Raw genomic sequence first — 14398 nt, 5'->3', positions numbered from 1 at the left:
GGGTTTCGATATGGGACATGAGTGACTCCGTTATTCCTGCTCTTTCTGCGCGCCGGCTGCGTAGCCGAATGCGCGGTCGAGCGCGAGATTCAGGTCGAGCACGCGCACGCGCGGTTCGCCGAGCACGCCGAGCTGGCGCGGTGCGGCGATGCGATCGACCAGCGCCGTGACCTTCGCGGCATCGATGCCGCGCGCATGGGCGACCCGCACCGCCTGCAGCCGCGCGTTCGCGACCGAGATCTCCGGATCGAGCCCCGACGCGGACGCGGTGACGGCGTCCGCCGGCACCAGCGTGCCGTCGGCGAGAGCGTTCTGCTGCCGGTACGCACGCACGCGCTGCGCGATATCCGCGAGCAGCTTCTTGCTGGTCGCGCCCTGGTTGCTCGCGCCGCTGCCGGCCGCGTTGTACGGCTGGTCGACCGTCTTCGACGGATCGGCCGGATCGGTGCCGACCGTCGCGCTCGGCCGCGAATGAAAGTAGCCGGCGCGCGTGAAGTGTTGCCCGATCACCGCCGAACCGATCGTCGTGCCGTCACGCTGGACGAGACTGCCGCGTGCCTGCGCCGGGAACAGCACGTTCGCGACGCCCGTGGTCAGCAGCGGATACGCGATGCCCGTGACGAGCATGAACAGCACCGACGATGCGATCACGGGCCGCACGAGGCCGCGCGTCGCCGCGCCGAACGAAGAACCGGGTGCCGGCGCGGCGACGGCCGCTGCCTGGCGATTGCGTTGCATCATGATGTTTCCTTCAGAACAGTTGGCCGCCCGACATCAGCAGATGCTCGACGACCGGGCCGAGCGCGAGCGCGGGCAGGAACGTGAGACCGCCGACGACGAGGATCACGAAGATCAGCAGGCCGGCGAACAGGCCCGTCGACGTCGACAGCGTGCCGGCGCTTTCGGGCACGCTTTTCTTCGCGGCGAGGCTGCCCGCGACCGCAAGCATCGGCAGCAGCGTCAGGTAGCGGCCGATCAACATCGCGAAGCCGATCGTCGTGTTGAAGAACGGCGTGTTCGCGTTCAGGCCCGCGAACGCGGAGCCGTTGTTCGCCGTGCCCGACGTGTACGCGTACAGCACTTCGCTGAAGCCGTGCGGGCCGAGGTTCGCGAGGCTGTCCAGCGTCGAATGCAGCATCGCGGCCACCGCGGTGAAGCCGAGGATGCTGAACGGATGCGCGAGCACCGCGAGCATCACGAGCTTCATCTCGCGCGCCTCGATCTTCTTGCCGAGAAACTCCGGCGTGCGCCCGATCATCATCCCGACGAGGAACACCGTGAGGATCGCGAACGTGAACAGGTTGATCAGCCCGACGCCGTCGCCGCCGAACACGTTGTTCAGCATCATCTGCGCGATCGGCACGAGCCCGCCGAGCGGCGTCAGCGAGTCGTGCATCGCGTCGACCGAGCCGGTGGTCGCGGCCGTCGTGACGGTCGCGAACAGGCTCGTCTGCGCGATGCCGAAGCGCATCTCCTTGCCTTCCATGTTGCCGCCCGGCTGCACGGCACTCATCTGCTGATCGACGCCGAGCCCGGTCAGCAGCGGATTGCCGTGCTGCTCGGCCTGGTAGATCACGGCGAGGAAACCGACGAACATCACGACGAACGCACCGAGGATCACCCAGCCCTGGCGGCGCCGGCCGATCATCGTGCCGAGCGTATAGGTCAGCGCGGACGGAATCAGCAGCATCGACAACATGTGCAGCGTGTTGGTGAGCGGCGTCGGGTTCTCGAACGGATGCGCGGCGTTCATGCTGAAGAAGCCGCCGCCGTTCGTGCCGATGTGCTTGATCGATTCGAGGCTCGCAACGGGCCCCATCACGATCTGCTGGCGCGTGCCTTCGAGTGTGGTCGCCCACGTGTCGGACGCGAGCGTCTGCGGCATGCCCTGCCACACATACACGAGCGCCATCGCGAAGCTGAGCGGCAGCAGCACGCGGTAGGTCACGCGCGTGAAATCGACCCAGTAGTTGCCGATGTCGGCCGCGCTCTTGCGGCTCAGCCCGCGGATAAAGCCGCCCGCGGCCGCGATGCCGGTCGCGGCGCTGACCATCATCAGGAACGTGATGACGGCCATCTGCGAGAAGTTCGACAGGCTGCTCTCGCCCGCATACGCCTGCCAGTTCGTGTTCGTGATGAACGACGCGGCCGTGTTGAACGCGAGGTCGGGGCTTTGTGCGGCGCGCTGCAGCGCATCGAACGGCAGCGCGTCCTGGATGCGCAGCAGCAGATAGCCGAGCAGCATCATCCCCGCGTTGCCGAGCAGCAGCACCATCCCGTAACGCTGCCACGACATCGCTTCGTCGGGATTCACGCCGAGCAGCGCATAGGTGCGGCGTTCGACCCACGCGTGACGCGGGCTCATAAAAGCGTGCGCAAGCCATTTCCCGACGACAGGCACCAGCGCCAGCATGATCGCGAGAACGATCGCGAATTGAATCAGATTGTTGAACATGTCGACGCTCGCTCAGATCCGGTCGAGACCGGTGATGAAACCGGCCGTCAGTGCAAAAAACGCAAGCGTGAACAGTACGAAAAGCAGATCGCTCATGACATTCACCGATATTTTCGAATTCCTGTTGAATCGTGCCGATCAATACCGCTCGGGCTTGATCAATGCATGAAACAGATAGATAAAGAGCGCGATCGATAACGCGCCGGTGATCCACAACATGGCTTTCCCCTTTTGTTCGTATGCGCGGAATATCCACGCGATCGTCGGCGTATCGGGCCTTGCCGAATCGGCGCGGGCCCGAGTGACGCCCCCATGCTCATCTGGAGAACGGGATGCGACAGTGTAGAAATCCGCGTATCAAAGCGGTGTTCAATTTCCTTACGGGGAATAAAAAAGCTGTAAAGACGAAAGCCGCCGGTCGCGATGTTTTTTATATGTTCTTTTCAGCGCCGGTGCGAGTCTATACACCGTATCGTCACGGCGATTCCTAGAATGAGAGCCATGTCCACACGAGATCTCCGCGGTGCGGAGCACGATGCGACCCGGGGATGAACGCATGAAACCGACCAGAACCGAAACCGCTGCTTCACGCGAGCTGCCGCCCGTTCGTTCGCGGCGCCGGTGCCCCGCGGACGAACTCGTGCTGCTGTCGATCCACGTCGAATCGGACAATCTCGCCGTCGTACGGCGCCTGCTGCATCAGGCTGTCGGCGCCGCGCTCAATTTCTATACGGCTGCGATCGACAAGCGCACCGGACGCGCGTGCATCGAGCTCGAAGTGGCGCGGTCGCAGGCATCGCCGGCGATCATGGCGATCCTCCGCCTGCTGCCGGCCGCCGAGTTCGGCACGATCCGCCTGTTGCAGCACTAGCCGGCAGCCGTTTCGGCCGCGCGACGCCTCCCTTTCATCGATTCGAACGCACGCATCCGGCACGAACGGGCGCGGTTCTACACGAACCGAACGCGTTCGCGCCGGCGCGCGCGACGAATCGCCGTTCCCGTCGTTACGGGCCTTTCCCAGGAAGCAAAAACAATGAAGAAAGCAGTCGTCGGTACCCTCTCCCTCGCGTTATTCGGCGCCGCCGCGCATGCGCAAAGCAGCGTCACGCTTTACGGGATGCTGGATGCCGGTATCGCCTATACGAACAACCAGTCGGGCAAAAGCGTGTGGCAGCAAGGCAGCGGCCTGCTGTCGAATACGGTCTTCGGGCTGAACGGCAACGAGGATCTCGGCGGCGGCCTGCACGCGCTGTTCCGCCTCGAGAGCGGCTTCAACCTGAACAACGGCACGCAGTCCTTCCGGAACACGATGTTCGGCCGCCGTGCGTACGTCGGCCTGCAAAGCGACCAATACGGCGCGCTGACGCTCGGACGGCAATACGACTCCGTGGTCGACTATCTCGGCCCGCTGGCAATGGCGAACAACGGCGACGGCAACAACCTCGCGTCGCATCCGTTCGACAACGACAACATCGACGATTCGTTCTATATCGACAACGCGGTGAAATACACGAGCCCGACGCTCGCCGGCTGGCAGTTTGGTGGCCTGTACGGGTTCAGCAACGCGGCCGGCGGCTTCGCGAACAATCGCGCGTACAGTGCGGGCGTGTCGTATGCGAACGGGCCGGTCAGTCTCGGCGCCGCGTACCTGCAGCTCAACCGCGGCGGGCTGACGGCGGGCGGTGCGCTGTCGACGAACGATGGCCCGAACTTTCCGGCCGTGCGCCAGCGCGTAGTGGGCGCCGGCGGCAGCTATGCGTTCGACCGGCTGACGGTCGGCGCGCTGTGGACGCATTCGATGTTCGACGAAACGGCGGCGTCGTCGCTGCCCGGCGCGCTGAACGCGCTGCGCTTCGACAACTACGAGATCAATGCGCGCTATGCGCTGACGCCGGCGGTCTCGTTCGCGGGCGCCTATACGTTCACCGAAGGCCGCTACGACGACGCGGCCGGCAGCCACCGGCCGAAATGGCACCAGGTGACGCTGATGGCCGACTACGCGCTGAGCAAGCGCACCGACGTGTATGCGGAAACCGTGTACCAGCACCAGTTCGGCGTGCCGTCGGGCGCGCCGCTCGGGTTCGCGAACGTCACCGGGCTCGCGGCTTCGTCGACGAACACGCAGGTGGTCGCGACGGTCGGCATCCGGCATCGGTTCTGACCGCGCGCAGGCCATCGAAGGCCGGTCGCCCTGTGCAATCCCGCATGGACGCGCGCCGGCCGAACAGGGATCATTCGGGGAATCCGGGCCCGCGCGCCCGCGAAACCGGTACACTCGGCGCCGGGCGCGCGCCGGATCGGCATTCGGCGGCGGGCCGCTGCCGACTCTCGAATCGCGATCCCATGACCACACCGATCTATCAGGAAATCAAGGACTTCATCCTCGCGCGCATTCATGCCGGCGAATGGGCGGAAGGCGACCAGGTGCCGTCGGAGAACGAGCTCGCGCGCGAATTCAACGTCGCGCGGATGACCGTCAACCGCGCGCTGCGCGAGCTGACGGCCGAACAGGTGCTCACGCGCACGCGCGGCTCGGGCACGTATGTCGCATCGCCGAAGTACGAATCGACGCTCGTCGCGATCCGCAGCATCTCCGACGAAGTCGCCGCGCGCGGCCACGGCTATCGCGCGCAGGTGCTGCAGGTCGGCGCGGCCGTCGCCGATGCGAAGCTCGCCGACGAGCTGCAGCTCGATACCGGCAGCCCGATCTTCCATTCGCGCGTGCTGCACTTCGAGAACGACACGCCCGTGCAGCTCGAGGAGCGCTGGGTCAATCCGGCCTGCGCGCCCGAATACGCATTGCAGGACTTCACGACGACAACGCCGAACCAGTACCTGACGCGCGTCGCGCCGTTGCAGCGTGTGGAATACCGGATCGAGGCCGCGATGCCCGACGCCGAAACGCGCCGCCATCTGACGATGGACGACCGCGAACCGTGCCTGCTGCTGCATCGGCGCACGTGGTCGCAAGGGTTGGTCGCGTCGGTCGCCAATCTGTGGCACCCGGGCAGCCGTTACCGGTTCACCGGGCATTTCTGACGCGCGGCCTCACCGCGCGCCGGGGCGCGCCCATCGCTCGAGCGCGCTGACCGCAAGCTTCAAGCCGTCCTCCTGAGCAATACGCACACCGAGTGCCGTTGCTCGCGCCTTCGTGTCGCCGCGTTCGGCAAACGCCATCGCCCGCGCAAGCGCGGCCGCGCTCACGCGCCGCCACGCGACCGGCGCATCCGCCACGCCGAGCCGCTGCAACCGGTTCGCCCAAAAGAACTGATCGCCCGCGAACGGCACGACGACCGACGGAATGCCTGCCCGCGCGGCCGAATGCGTGGTGCCCGATCCGCCGTGATGAATCGCCATCGACACGCGCGGGAGCAGCCAGTCATGCGGCGTATCGCCGATCACGCGTACATGCGCCGGCAGCAGCGACGCATCGATGCCGCTCCAGCCCGGATAGAACAGCGCGCGGCGGCCGTCGAGCGCACGCGCCAGCGCGTTGGCCATCGCAACCCGGTCGAAACCGGCCATGCTGCCGAAGCCGATGTATACCGGCGGATCGCCCTCTTCGAGAAATGCCGATAGTTCAGACGGCGGCGCCCATGCGCGCGCATCGATACGCCATTGCCCGCATGCAAGCACCTGCGACGGCCAGTCGGCCGGGCCGGACAGCAGCGCCGGCGATACGCCGTACAGCATCGGATGATCGGTCCATACCTGCTTGCGCGGCGGCAGCCCGCACACGCTTGCGCGCGCCGCATTCGTTGCCTTCCTGAACGCCTGCCAAAGCAACGCATTGACGAACCGGTGGCTCGCGCGGTTCAGCCAGTTCGGCAGCTTGCCCGACGGCAGGAACGGCGACGCGAATTCGGCGGTCGGCGTGATCGGGATCATCCCGGTGCCGATCGCCGGCACGCGGCGATATTCGGCGACCGACAACCCGACGAACGAAGCGAGCCCCGACACGAGGATCGCATCGCAACCGGCCGACGCGTCCGCGACTTCGCGCATCCATGCGGCCGTGTTCGCATTCGCGATCGCCGCGAGCGCCTTCGACGTGTCGTTGAACCCGCCGCGCCCGCGCACCGCGTCCGACAACGCGCCGTCCGGCGCAATCGCGCGGCGGATATCGCCGGACAACGGCGCCGACGGCAGGCCGAGCGCGTCGGCCGAACCGAGCGTCGCGGCATCGGCCAGCAGCCGGACATCGTGGCCGGCATCCATCAGCGCGCGGCCGAGCGCCGCGAGCGGGCGCGTATCGCCTTCGGTGCCGTAGGTGGCGATGACAAGCTTCATGCGTGACTCCTCGTTCCATCGACGGGAACTGGTGGATCTCAAAAAATGCACGTCGTATACTAATGTAATTCATGCACTTTCAGCAGATCCCCCCATCATGCCGATTCCGACCGAAGATCCGGGCCGCCGCGCGCGCAAGCGCATCCAGATGCTCGCGCATCTCGCCGCCACCGGCGCGCGCCTGTTCGATGCGCACGGCTACGAAGCCGTCACGATGGAACAGATCGCCGCGCAGGCCGATGTCGCGAAGCGCACGCTGTACAACCACTTTCCGACGAAGGAAGCCGTGCTCGCGCACTGGCTCGAAGGCGAGCTCGCGCGCGACCTCGCGCATCTGCAGCACGACGTCGCGCGGCGCAAGACCTTTGCGTCGCGCATCGGCTGCGTGCTCGACGCGTCAGCCGCGTGGTGCGAGCAGCATCCGGTGTACCTGCTCGCGTATCTGCGGCACCGCTTCCTGAGCATCGGTACGGTCGATCCGGAAAACAGCGGGGAGAACGGCAGCGATATCGCGCTGGTGTGGCGGCAACTGATCGCCGCGGGGCAGCAATCCGGCGAACTGAACGCAACGCTGCGAGCCGACCAGCTCGCGACGTGGTTCCATCACCTGTATCTCGCGGCGATGCTGCGCTGGCTGACGGTGCCGGGGCTGTCGCTGAAACGGGAGTTTCAGTCGGTCGCGAAGTTGTTTATTGAAGGCGCGCAAGCGAAAAGCTGAGCGCATTGGCCCGCGATCCGGAACAGCATCCGGAGTGGTTGCTGCCGAATGCATCGGGCGCCACGCAACCGGCCGACCTCCCGCATCCGGCGAGTGCCGCACGTTGAATGCGTCGCGCGGCGCATACGGTTTTTCACGACGAATGCACGCACCACATGCCAAATCTGCCGCGCAGCAGTATGCTGATGTCGTACGGCTGCGCACGGTGCATCGGGTAATCCCGTGGTTCGCACGTTGTCGCGCCGCCGTCGCGACCGCAACCATGCGTTGCAAGGAGGGATTCGTGATGGCTACCACGCATCAGCACTTCCACCTCGAACTACGGCACGCCACCGCGCCGACCTATTTCATCAGCTACCTGTTTCCCGCCTTGCTGTTCATTTACGAACTGCTGCGCGTCGGCCAGTGGATCCGCGATCACGGGATGCAATTCGCCGCGTTCAAGCAGATGGGTTACGAGTATCTGCTGATGCTGCTGTTCGTCGGGCTGCAGATCGTCGTCGAGGCGATCTTCCTGCTCGGCGCCGCGATGCGCCGCGATCGCGACTTCGAGCACCGGCTGCCGAACGTGATCCTGGGCATCGGCTGCTCGATCGCGCTGCTCGCAATCGACCTCGCGATCCAGCTGGCGTTCTGACGGCCGGCGGGCACACGCCCGCCGGTTGCCCGGGCGCTCAGGCGCCCGCGTCGCGCAGGAACGTCGCCACCGCGGCCAGCACGTCGTCCGTGCGCTCGCGGTGCGGCATGTGCCCGCATTTGGCGAGCAACAGGAACGACGACGGCCCCGCGACGCGCGCGGCGATCCGCTTCGGATGCACGTCGGAGCCGTATTCGTCGTCTTCGCCGTGAATCGCGAGCGTCGCGCATTGCACGCGCGGCAAGTCGTCGTCGAGATTCCAGTCGCGAAACGCCGGCGACAGCCACGTATCGACCCACGCGCGCAGCACCCACTCGGCCTTGTCGCCGTGATAGCGCGCGAGCCGGTCGAGCTGGCCCGGCTCGTCGAACTGCAGCGCCGCGTCGCGAATGCCGGCCAGCGTGCGATCCTCGACGAACGCCTGCGCGGCAACCGTCACGAGCGCGCGGCAACGATCCGGATGTGCGGCCGCGCAGCCGACCGCCATCCCGCCGCCGACGCTGTGCCCGAACGCGACGAACGTGTCGACACGCAGTTGCTCGAGCACCGCAGCGAACGCATGATTGGCCTCGTCGCGCACGAACGTCGTGCCGAGCTGCCCCGGATGACGATCCGAACGGCCGAAGCCGAGGCGGTCGTATGCGATCACGTCGCGTTGCGTGGCGTTCGCGAGGTGCACGGGAAAGTCGCGCCACAGGTCGACACAGCCGAGCGAATCGTGCAGCAGTATGATCGGCGCGGCCGACTTGGGCGCGGCCGCCCCGGACGTGCCCATCTCATCTTGCACCGGACGAGCGCGCCAGCGTTTCGCGAAAAGACGCCCTTGCGGCGTCTCGACGATTGTCTCCTCGATCAGGCTATCGGTCATGTGTCGGTCGTCTGCATGAAAGCGGCCGCACGTCGGCGGCCCCATCGGATCCCCGCATGTTGGCCTGCCCGCGCGCGCAGCGTCAAGCAAGCCCCCACCGCCCGCGCGCTCATTCGGGCTGCGGCGGCAGATACTCCATCTGCGCTTCGTCGTACAGCCGGTAGATCAGCGCCTGCATCGCGCGGATGTCCTCCGATTCGTCGAGCATCCGCATGCTCATGATGATCGGCGACACGAGGTTCGGATCGTCGAGCGGCTTGTAGCTGATGTCGTCGCGCTTCAGCCCGTACACGCTGTGCGGCACGACCGACACGCCCTCGCCCATCGCGACGAGGCCGAGCGCGATCTGCAGTTCGCGCGTCTCGTAGATCCGCCGCGGCTGCAGCGCTCGATCGTGAAAGGCCGCGAGCACCTGGTCCGCATAGCTCGGCCGCGGCGCCTTCGGGAAGATGATCAGCGTGTCGTTCACGAGATCGTGCAGCGACAGCACGGGCTTCGCGCTGTCGAGCGGGTGGCCGACCGGCAGCGCGACGATCATCCGCTCTTCGCGCAGCACGACGCGGCGCACGCTTGGATCTTCATGGCGGATGCGCCCGAACCCGACGTCGATGCGCCCTTCCTTCAGCGCCTTGATCTGGTCCATCGTCGACATCTCGTGCAGGCTCAGCTCGACGGCCGGATACTCGCTGCGAAAGCGCCGGATGATCTTCGGCAGCATCCCGTACAGCGTCGAGCCGACGAACCCGACCGACATGCTGCGCTCGATCTTGCCGACCCGCTTCGTCATCGATTCGAGCTCGGCCGTCTGCGCGAGCAGCTGCACCGCGTGCGAATAGAAGAAGCGCCCCGCGTCGGTCAGTTTCAGCGGCCGTGCATTGCGCTCGAACAGCGGCACGCCGAGCGCCTCCTCGAGCTGCTGGATCTGCCGGCTCAGCGGCGGCTGCGCGATATGCAGCCGTTCCGCCGCACGCGTGAAATTCCGCTCCTCGGCGACCGCGACGAAGTAGCGGAGGTGTCTCAACTCCATTTTCGATGCCTCCCGGACAGCGCCCCGACGTCAAACCACGGCCGGACGATGTCGTCACGATACCGCAGGCGGCGCAAACCTCCACGCACACGGCCACGCGCCGCCCAAAGCAAAACGGGAAGCCTTCAGGCTTCCCGTTTCCCGATCGACGCCGGCCGTGTCGCGGCAGCGTCGCGACCGCCCGTCACACCTCGGTCGCGTAGAGCGCGTCGCGCTGCTCGTTGCTCAGCGAGTCGAGCGGCACGTCCGGCAGCCGATAGCAGATCATCGTGCCGTACAGCTCGGCGAGACAATTGCTGCCGGCGTCGAGCGCGTAGCCGTCCTCGCCGTCCGGTGCCGGCGGGTACACTTCGCGCCACGCGTTGATCGCGGCTTCGATTCGCACGATGGAAACGGGTCCGGCCTTCCGCTCGGCGGGTGATGCGCTCATGGATTCCTCTGGGTTGCGCGCTCCGCGGGCCGTGCCGGCCCGGATGGAACGATGAAAACGCCGGGCGCCGCCGGCCGCCGCGCGCCATGCGCGCCGGATGCCGATCCGCGCTGCGCGTGTCGCGACGGCCGGGCCGTGGCCCGGTAGGGTCGGGCAATATAACCGGCTTTGACCCCGTGCAGGCAAAAGCCGGGCAAAAAAAACGGGAAGCGCGAGGCTTCCCGTTTCATCGCATGTCGCGCGGCCGCCTGCCGCGCCCGCGTCAGCCCGCGGTTTCGCGATTCGCCACCGGCTGCGGCTGCGCGCCGCGGCTCGCGGCGATCCACGGCGCGATCTCCATGTCTTCGTAGCGCACGAAGCGGCTCTTGTTCAGGAGCCGGAAACCGAGCCACACGACGACGAACAGCGGAATGCCGACATAGGTGGCGGTCACGCCGGCCCAGTCGATCTTGTTCGCGAGGAACGCCTGATAGTCCTGCCCGAGCGCGATCACGAGGCACAGCACGAACGCGAACAGCGGGCCGAACGGGAACCACTTCGACTGGTACGGCAGCTGGTCGAGTGCATAACCCTGCTTCACGTAGCCCTTGCGGAACCGGTAGTGGCTGACCGCGATGCCGAGCCAGGCGATGAAGCCCGTCATCCCCGACGTGTTCAGCAGCCACAGGTACACCGTCTTGTCGCCGTACAGCGACGTAAAGAAGCACAACGCGCCGACGGCCGTCGTCGCATACAGCGCATTGCGCGGCACGCCGCCCGGCGACAGCTTCGCGAACACCTTCGGCGCGCGGCCTTCGGTCGCGAGGTTGTAGAGCATCCGCGTCGACGCGTACATGCCCGAGTTGCCGGCCGACAGCACGGCCGTCAGGATCACCGCGTTCATCACGCCGGCCGCGAACGCGAGGCCCGCGTGGCGGAACACAAGCGTAAACGGACTCACGCCGATGTCGGTCACGTCCGTCTTCAGCAGGTTCGGGTCGGTGTACGGAATCAGCACGCCGATCACGAAGATCGCGAACACGTAGAACAGCAGGATCCGCCAGAAGATCTGCTTCACCGCGCGCGGGATCGTCGTGCGCGGGTGCTCCGATTCGCCGGCCGCGACGCCGATCAGCTCGGTGCCCTGGAACGAGAAGCCCGCGATCATCGCGACGCCCATCAGCGCCGGCAGGCCGCCCGCGAACGGCGCGTCGCCGATCGTCAGGTTGCCCCAGCCGTTGCTCGGCGCGCCTTTCAGAATGCCGAAGATCATCAGCAGGCCGACGCCGATGAACGCGACCACGGTGACGACCTTGATCAGCGCGAACCAGTATTCGGCCTCGCCGAAACCGCGCACGGTGAGCGCGTTGAGCAGGAACATCACGGCGAGGAAGGCCGCGCTCCACCACACGCCCGGCACGTCCGGAAACCAGTAGTGCATCACGAGCTGCGCGGCGACGAGCTCCACCGCGATCGTCACGGCCCAGTTGTACCAGTAGTTCCAGCCGAGCGCGAAGCCGAAGCCTTCGTCCACGTATTTCGCGCCGTAGGTCGCGAACGAACCCGACACGGGCATGAACGCGGCCATCTCGCCGAGGCTCGTCATCAGGAAATAGACCATCAGGCCGATCAGCATGTACGCGACCATCGCGCCGCCGGGGCCGGCCTGCGAGATCGACGCGCCGGACGCGACGAACAGGCCCGTGCCGATCGAGCCGCCGATGGCGATCATCGTCAGGTGGCGCGCCTTCAGCGCGCGATGAAGCTTGGGTGGGTTCGCGGACGAACCGGGTTGGTCGGATTTCGGAATTGCGGACATAAACGAGACGAACGTTGAGCGGGCCGGCATCCGTAGCCGGCGCATGCGGAATCGGAGCGCGGTACGCGTCCTGCGATGCATTCGATGCGGCCCCGATACGCGTTGCGCGGCGGGCGCCTGCGGCGAAGCGCGGATTCTACCTGATTCGCCATGGAGGGAGCTCAGGCGCACACGCCCGCCGCGGCCGCAGAGATTTCGCAGAATCAAGGAGTTGGCTGCACCGGCGCAACCGCAGCCGCCTGCCGTCGCGAAAACCATGGGTATCCCGGGGTTATTCGGCTTTTCATTCCGCCCGATAAGCGGGTAATCCTGTCTTGATCCGCCAAATACCGCGCCGATACGAAAAATCGACCGGGCGTCGCACCATTAATCAGACAAAACGACCGATACTGATAATTGATTCAAATCAAATCGCCCGCGCGCCATGCAGTAATGATGCGTAATCGTTTCGAATCGCTGTTTCCGCATGCATGTTTTGCATGCACACACGAATTGCAGGAATTCGCGAGATAATGCGGGTTAATTCGAAATAATCAGCGCGCGGAACCGTCGACAACGCGAGTATCCACCGCCCCCGCCCCCCGAGGATGAAGTCACTCCCGCTGCCCGCCACGCTGCGCCGCCATACCGCGTCGATCGTGGCACGCATTCTGTCGCCCCGCGGCGTGCTCGTCGCTGGCATCGTCCTGCTGATGTTCAGTTGGGGACTTTCGACGTCGCTTTTAATCGAGGCGCGACGCGACGCGTATGAGCACGCGGTCGAAAATGCACGCAACCTGATGCTGCTGATCGAACGCGATATCGCGCGCAATATCGAACTCTACGATTTGTCGCTGCAAAACGTCGTCGACGGCTTGGCCGATCCGGAACTGATGACATTGCCACCGCGCCAGCGCCACCGGCTGCTGTTCGACCGCGCCGCTACCGGCGCGTATCTCGGGTCGCTTTTCGTGATGGATACGCACGGCAATATCGTGATCGATTCGAGCGTGTCGCCCGCGCGGCAAGGCAACTATGCGGACCGCGACTATTTCACCGTGCACCGCAACGGGCTCGCGCAGGGCCTCTACATCAGCCGGCCCTACGCGTCCCGGCTGCGCGGCGGCGCACTGACGATCGCGCTCAGCCGCCGGATCACGCTGTCCGACGGCACGTTCGGCGGCGTGGTCGTCGGCACGCTCAGCATCGACTACTTCCGCGCGCTGCTCGACGGCCTCGCGGTCGGCAAGCACGGCAGCGCGGCAATCGCCGAGCTCAACGGCATGCTCGTGAGCCGCCTGCCTTACGACGCGCGCGTGGTCGGCCTCGACCTGCACGATTCGCCACTGTTCATCGAGGCGCTGCGCCGCCGCGAAGGCGTGCTGTCGGGCATCGGCAGCATCGACGGCGTGCGGCGCATCTATGTTTACAAGCATCTGCCCGGCCTGCCGCTGATCGTAGACGTCGCGCCGGCCGAGCTCGACGTCTACGCGCCATGGCACCACCGCGCGATCTGGACCATCGTACTGATGTTCCTGTTCACCGGGTTCATCGCGTGGGGCTCGCTGGCGCTGTCGCGCGAACTGAAACGCCGGCAGATCGCCGAATCGAAGCTGTACCGGCTCGCGCACACCGATTCGCTGACGGGCCTCGACAACCGCGGCACGTTCGACACGGTGCTCGCGAAGGAGGCGCAGCGTGCGTCGCGCAGCGGCCGCCCGCTGTCCGTGCTGTTCGTCGACGTCGATCACTTCAAGGCGTTCAACGACTACTACGGCCACCCGGCCGGCGACGACGTGCTGCGCCGCGTCGCGCAATCCGCGTCGCGCTGCCTACGCCGCGACGGCGACCACGTCGCGCGCTACGGCGGCGAGGAATTCGTCGTCACGCTGCCCGACACCGACGCGCATGGCGCGGCAACCGTCGCCGAAGGCATCCGGCGCGCGATCGCGGAGCTCGGCATCGAGCACGTGAAGAGCCCGTACGGGCGCGTCACCGCGAGCATCGGCACGGCGACCGCCGCCGACGGCCGCGCGAACGCCGCAACGCTGCTGCGGCGCGCCGACGAGGCGCTGTACCGCGCGAAGTCCGGCGGACGCAACCGCGTGTCGGGCGCGCAGCCAAGCGCGGCCGACGCATGGCGTGACATGGCGTGACGTGTCGTCGCGACACGATGCGGCAGCCGGCCACGCCGGA

General features: G+C 66.4%; 14 protein-coding genes. 6 read left to right on the top strand and 8 right to left on the bottom strand.

The genetic code is table 11. The features are described from left to right. Positions 1 to 30 precede the first annotated feature (30 nt). The 3 genes from kdpC to kdpF all read right to left on the bottom strand — a co-directional run bounded on the left by kdpC (position 31) and on the right by kdpF (position 2674). Entirely contained in the window at positions 31 to 741 is a 711-nt protein-coding gene (gene kdpC, locus ACNQQL_RS24910) for a K(+)-transporting ATPase subunit C (protein WP_347066401.1), read from the bottom strand. 10 nt (positions 742 to 751) lie between these two features. Beyond that, positions 752 to 2455: a potassium-transporting ATPase subunit KdpA gene (gene kdpA / locus ACNQQL_RS24905; RefSeq protein WP_347066399.1), complete on the bottom strand. Its 1704-nt coding sequence runs from the start codon at positions 2453 to 2455 to the stop codon at positions 752 to 754. A 138-nt stretch (positions 2456 to 2593) separates the two neighbouring features. After that, a complete protein-coding gene (gene kdpF, locus ACNQQL_RS24900; RefSeq protein WP_063778223.1) occupies positions 2594 to 2674 on the bottom strand; it encodes a K(+)-transporting ATPase subunit F in 81 nt (26 codons plus the stop codon). A gap of 337 nt (positions 2675 to 3011) precedes the next feature. Here kdpF and ACNQQL_RS24895 point away from each other — a divergent pair, with 337 nt between their 5' ends. The 3 genes from ACNQQL_RS24895 to hutC all read left to right on the top strand — a co-directional run bounded on the left by ACNQQL_RS24895 (position 3012) and on the right by hutC (position 5494). After that, complete coding sequence (locus tag ACNQQL_RS24895; protein WP_347066397.1) at positions 3012 to 3326, top strand: hypothetical protein; 315 nt, start codon at positions 3012 to 3014, stop codon at positions 3324 to 3326. 162 nt (positions 3327 to 3488) lie between these two features. Further along, on the top strand, positions 3489 to 4616 hold the full coding sequence (locus tag ACNQQL_RS24890; RefSeq protein ID WP_347066395.1) for a porin: 1128 nt from the start codon (positions 3489 to 3491) through the stop codon (positions 4614 to 4616). 182 nt (positions 4617 to 4798) lie between these two features. Beyond that, complete coding sequence (hutC, locus tag ACNQQL_RS24885) at positions 4799 to 5494, top strand: histidine utilization repressor (RefSeq protein WP_011548284.1); 696 nt, start codon at positions 4799 to 4801, stop codon at positions 5492 to 5494. Between the two features lie 9 nt (positions 5495 to 5503). Here the strand turns inward: hutC and ACNQQL_RS24880 are convergent, their stop codons facing one another. Beyond that, positions 5504 to 6745, bottom strand: a complete 1242-nt coding sequence (locus ACNQQL_RS24880) for a glycosyltransferase (protein ID WP_347066393.1) — start codon at positions 6743 to 6745, stop codon at positions 5504 to 5506. Positions 6746 to 6842: 97 nt separating this feature from the next. On the opposite strand from ACNQQL_RS24880, the gene ACNQQL_RS24875 reads away from it, so the two are divergent. Both ACNQQL_RS24875 and ACNQQL_RS24870 read left to right on the top strand, forming a co-directional pair. Then, positions 6843 to 7463, top strand: a complete 621-nt coding sequence (locus ACNQQL_RS24875) for a helix-turn-helix domain-containing protein (RefSeq protein ID WP_347066391.1) — start codon at positions 6843 to 6845, stop codon at positions 7461 to 7463. Positions 7464 to 7749: 286 nt separating this feature from the next. Continuing rightward, on the top strand, positions 7750 to 8100 hold the full coding sequence (locus ACNQQL_RS24870; protein ID WP_034182150.1) for a hypothetical protein: 351 nt from the start codon (positions 7750 to 7752) through the stop codon (positions 8098 to 8100). Between the two features lie 37 nt (positions 8101 to 8137). Here ACNQQL_RS24870 and ACNQQL_RS24865 read toward each other — a convergent pair whose 3' ends face one another. From ACNQQL_RS24865 to ACNQQL_RS24850, 4 genes are all read right to left on the bottom strand, one after another. Continuing rightward, on the bottom strand, positions 8138 to 8968 hold the full coding sequence (locus ACNQQL_RS24865) for an alpha/beta hydrolase (RefSeq protein WP_347066389.1): 831 nt from the start codon (positions 8966 to 8968) through the stop codon (positions 8138 to 8140). A gap of 109 nt (positions 8969 to 9077) precedes the next feature. Further along, entirely contained in the window at positions 9078 to 9995 is a 918-nt protein-coding gene (locus tag ACNQQL_RS24860; protein WP_034182148.1) for a LysR family transcriptional regulator, read from the bottom strand. 184 nt (positions 9996 to 10179) lie between these two features. Beyond that, entirely contained in the window at positions 10180 to 10425 is a 246-nt protein-coding gene (locus ACNQQL_RS24855) for a DUF3717 domain-containing protein (RefSeq protein WP_034182147.1), read from the bottom strand. 262 nt (positions 10426 to 10687) lie between these two features. Then, positions 10688 to 12223: an amino acid permease gene (locus ACNQQL_RS24850; protein WP_347066386.1), complete on the bottom strand. Its 1536-nt coding sequence runs from the start codon at positions 12221 to 12223 to the stop codon at positions 10688 to 10690. 587 nt (positions 12224 to 12810) lie between these two features. On the opposite strand from ACNQQL_RS24850, the gene ACNQQL_RS24845 reads away from it, so the two are divergent. Further along, complete coding sequence (locus tag ACNQQL_RS24845) at positions 12811 to 14358, top strand: sensor domain-containing diguanylate cyclase (RefSeq protein WP_347066384.1); 1548 nt, start codon at positions 12811 to 12813, stop codon at positions 14356 to 14358. Positions 14359 to 14398 lie beyond the last annotated feature (40 nt).

It is taken from the genome of Burkholderia sp. LFS061 (assembly GCF_047978125.1).
Classification (GTDB): Bacteria; Pseudomonadota; Gammaproteobacteria; order Burkholderiales; family Burkholderiaceae; genus Burkholderia; species Burkholderia pyrrocinia_C.
The sequence above is the reverse complement of the archived record's forward strand: the minus strand, read 5'-3'. Positions and strand labels throughout refer to the sequence as shown.

Excerpts from the sequence above, each read along its gene's own strand:
- hutC (WP_011548284.1), top strand. The coding sequence starts at position 4,799 with ATGACCACACCGATCTATCAGGAAATCAAGGACTTCATCCTCGCGCGC.
- ACNQQL_RS24860 (WP_034182148.1), bottom strand. The coding sequence starts at position 9,995 with ATGGAGTTGAGACACCTCCGCTACTTCGTCGCGGTCGCCGAGGAGCGG.
- ACNQQL_RS24855 (WP_034182147.1), bottom strand. The coding sequence starts at position 10,425 with ATGAGCGCATCACCCGCCGAGCGGAAGGCCGGACCCGTTTCCATCGTG.
- ACNQQL_RS24895 (WP_347066397.1), top strand. The coding sequence starts at position 3,012 with ATGAAACCGACCAGAACCGAAACCGCTGCTTCACGCGAGCTGCCGCCC.
- kdpA (WP_347066399.1), bottom strand. The coding sequence starts at position 2,455 with ATGTTCAACAATCTGATTCAATTCGCGATCGTTCTCGCGATCATGCTG.
- ACNQQL_RS24880 (WP_347066393.1), bottom strand. The coding sequence starts at position 6,745 with ATGAAGCTTGTCATCGCCACCTACGGCACCGAAGGCGATACGCGCCCG.
- ACNQQL_RS24875 (WP_347066391.1), top strand. The coding sequence starts at position 6,843 with ATGCCGATTCCGACCGAAGATCCGGGCCGCCGCGCGCGCAAGCGCATC.
- ACNQQL_RS24890 (WP_347066395.1), top strand. The coding sequence starts at position 3,489 with ATGAAGAAAGCAGTCGTCGGTACCCTCTCCCTCGCGTTATTCGGCGCC.
- kdpF (WP_063778223.1), bottom strand. The coding sequence starts at position 2,674 with ATGTTGTGGATCACCGGCGCGTTATCGATCGCGCTCTTTATCTATCTG.
- ACNQQL_RS24845 (WP_347066384.1), top strand. The coding sequence starts at position 12,811 with ATGAAGTCACTCCCGCTGCCCGCCACGCTGCGCCGCCATACCGCGTCG.
- ACNQQL_RS24850 (WP_347066386.1), bottom strand. The coding sequence starts at position 12,223 with ATGTCCGCAATTCCGAAATCCGACCAACCCGGTTCGTCCGCGAACCCA.
- ACNQQL_RS24870 (WP_034182150.1), top strand. The coding sequence starts at position 7,750 with ATGGCTACCACGCATCAGCACTTCCACCTCGAACTACGGCACGCCACC.
- ACNQQL_RS24865 (WP_347066389.1), bottom strand. The coding sequence starts at position 8,968 with ATGACCGATAGCCTGATCGAGGAGACAATCGTCGAGACGCCGCAAGGG.
- kdpC (WP_347066401.1), bottom strand. The coding sequence starts at position 741 with ATGATGCAACGCAATCGCCAGGCAGCGGCCGTCGCCGCGCCGGCACCC.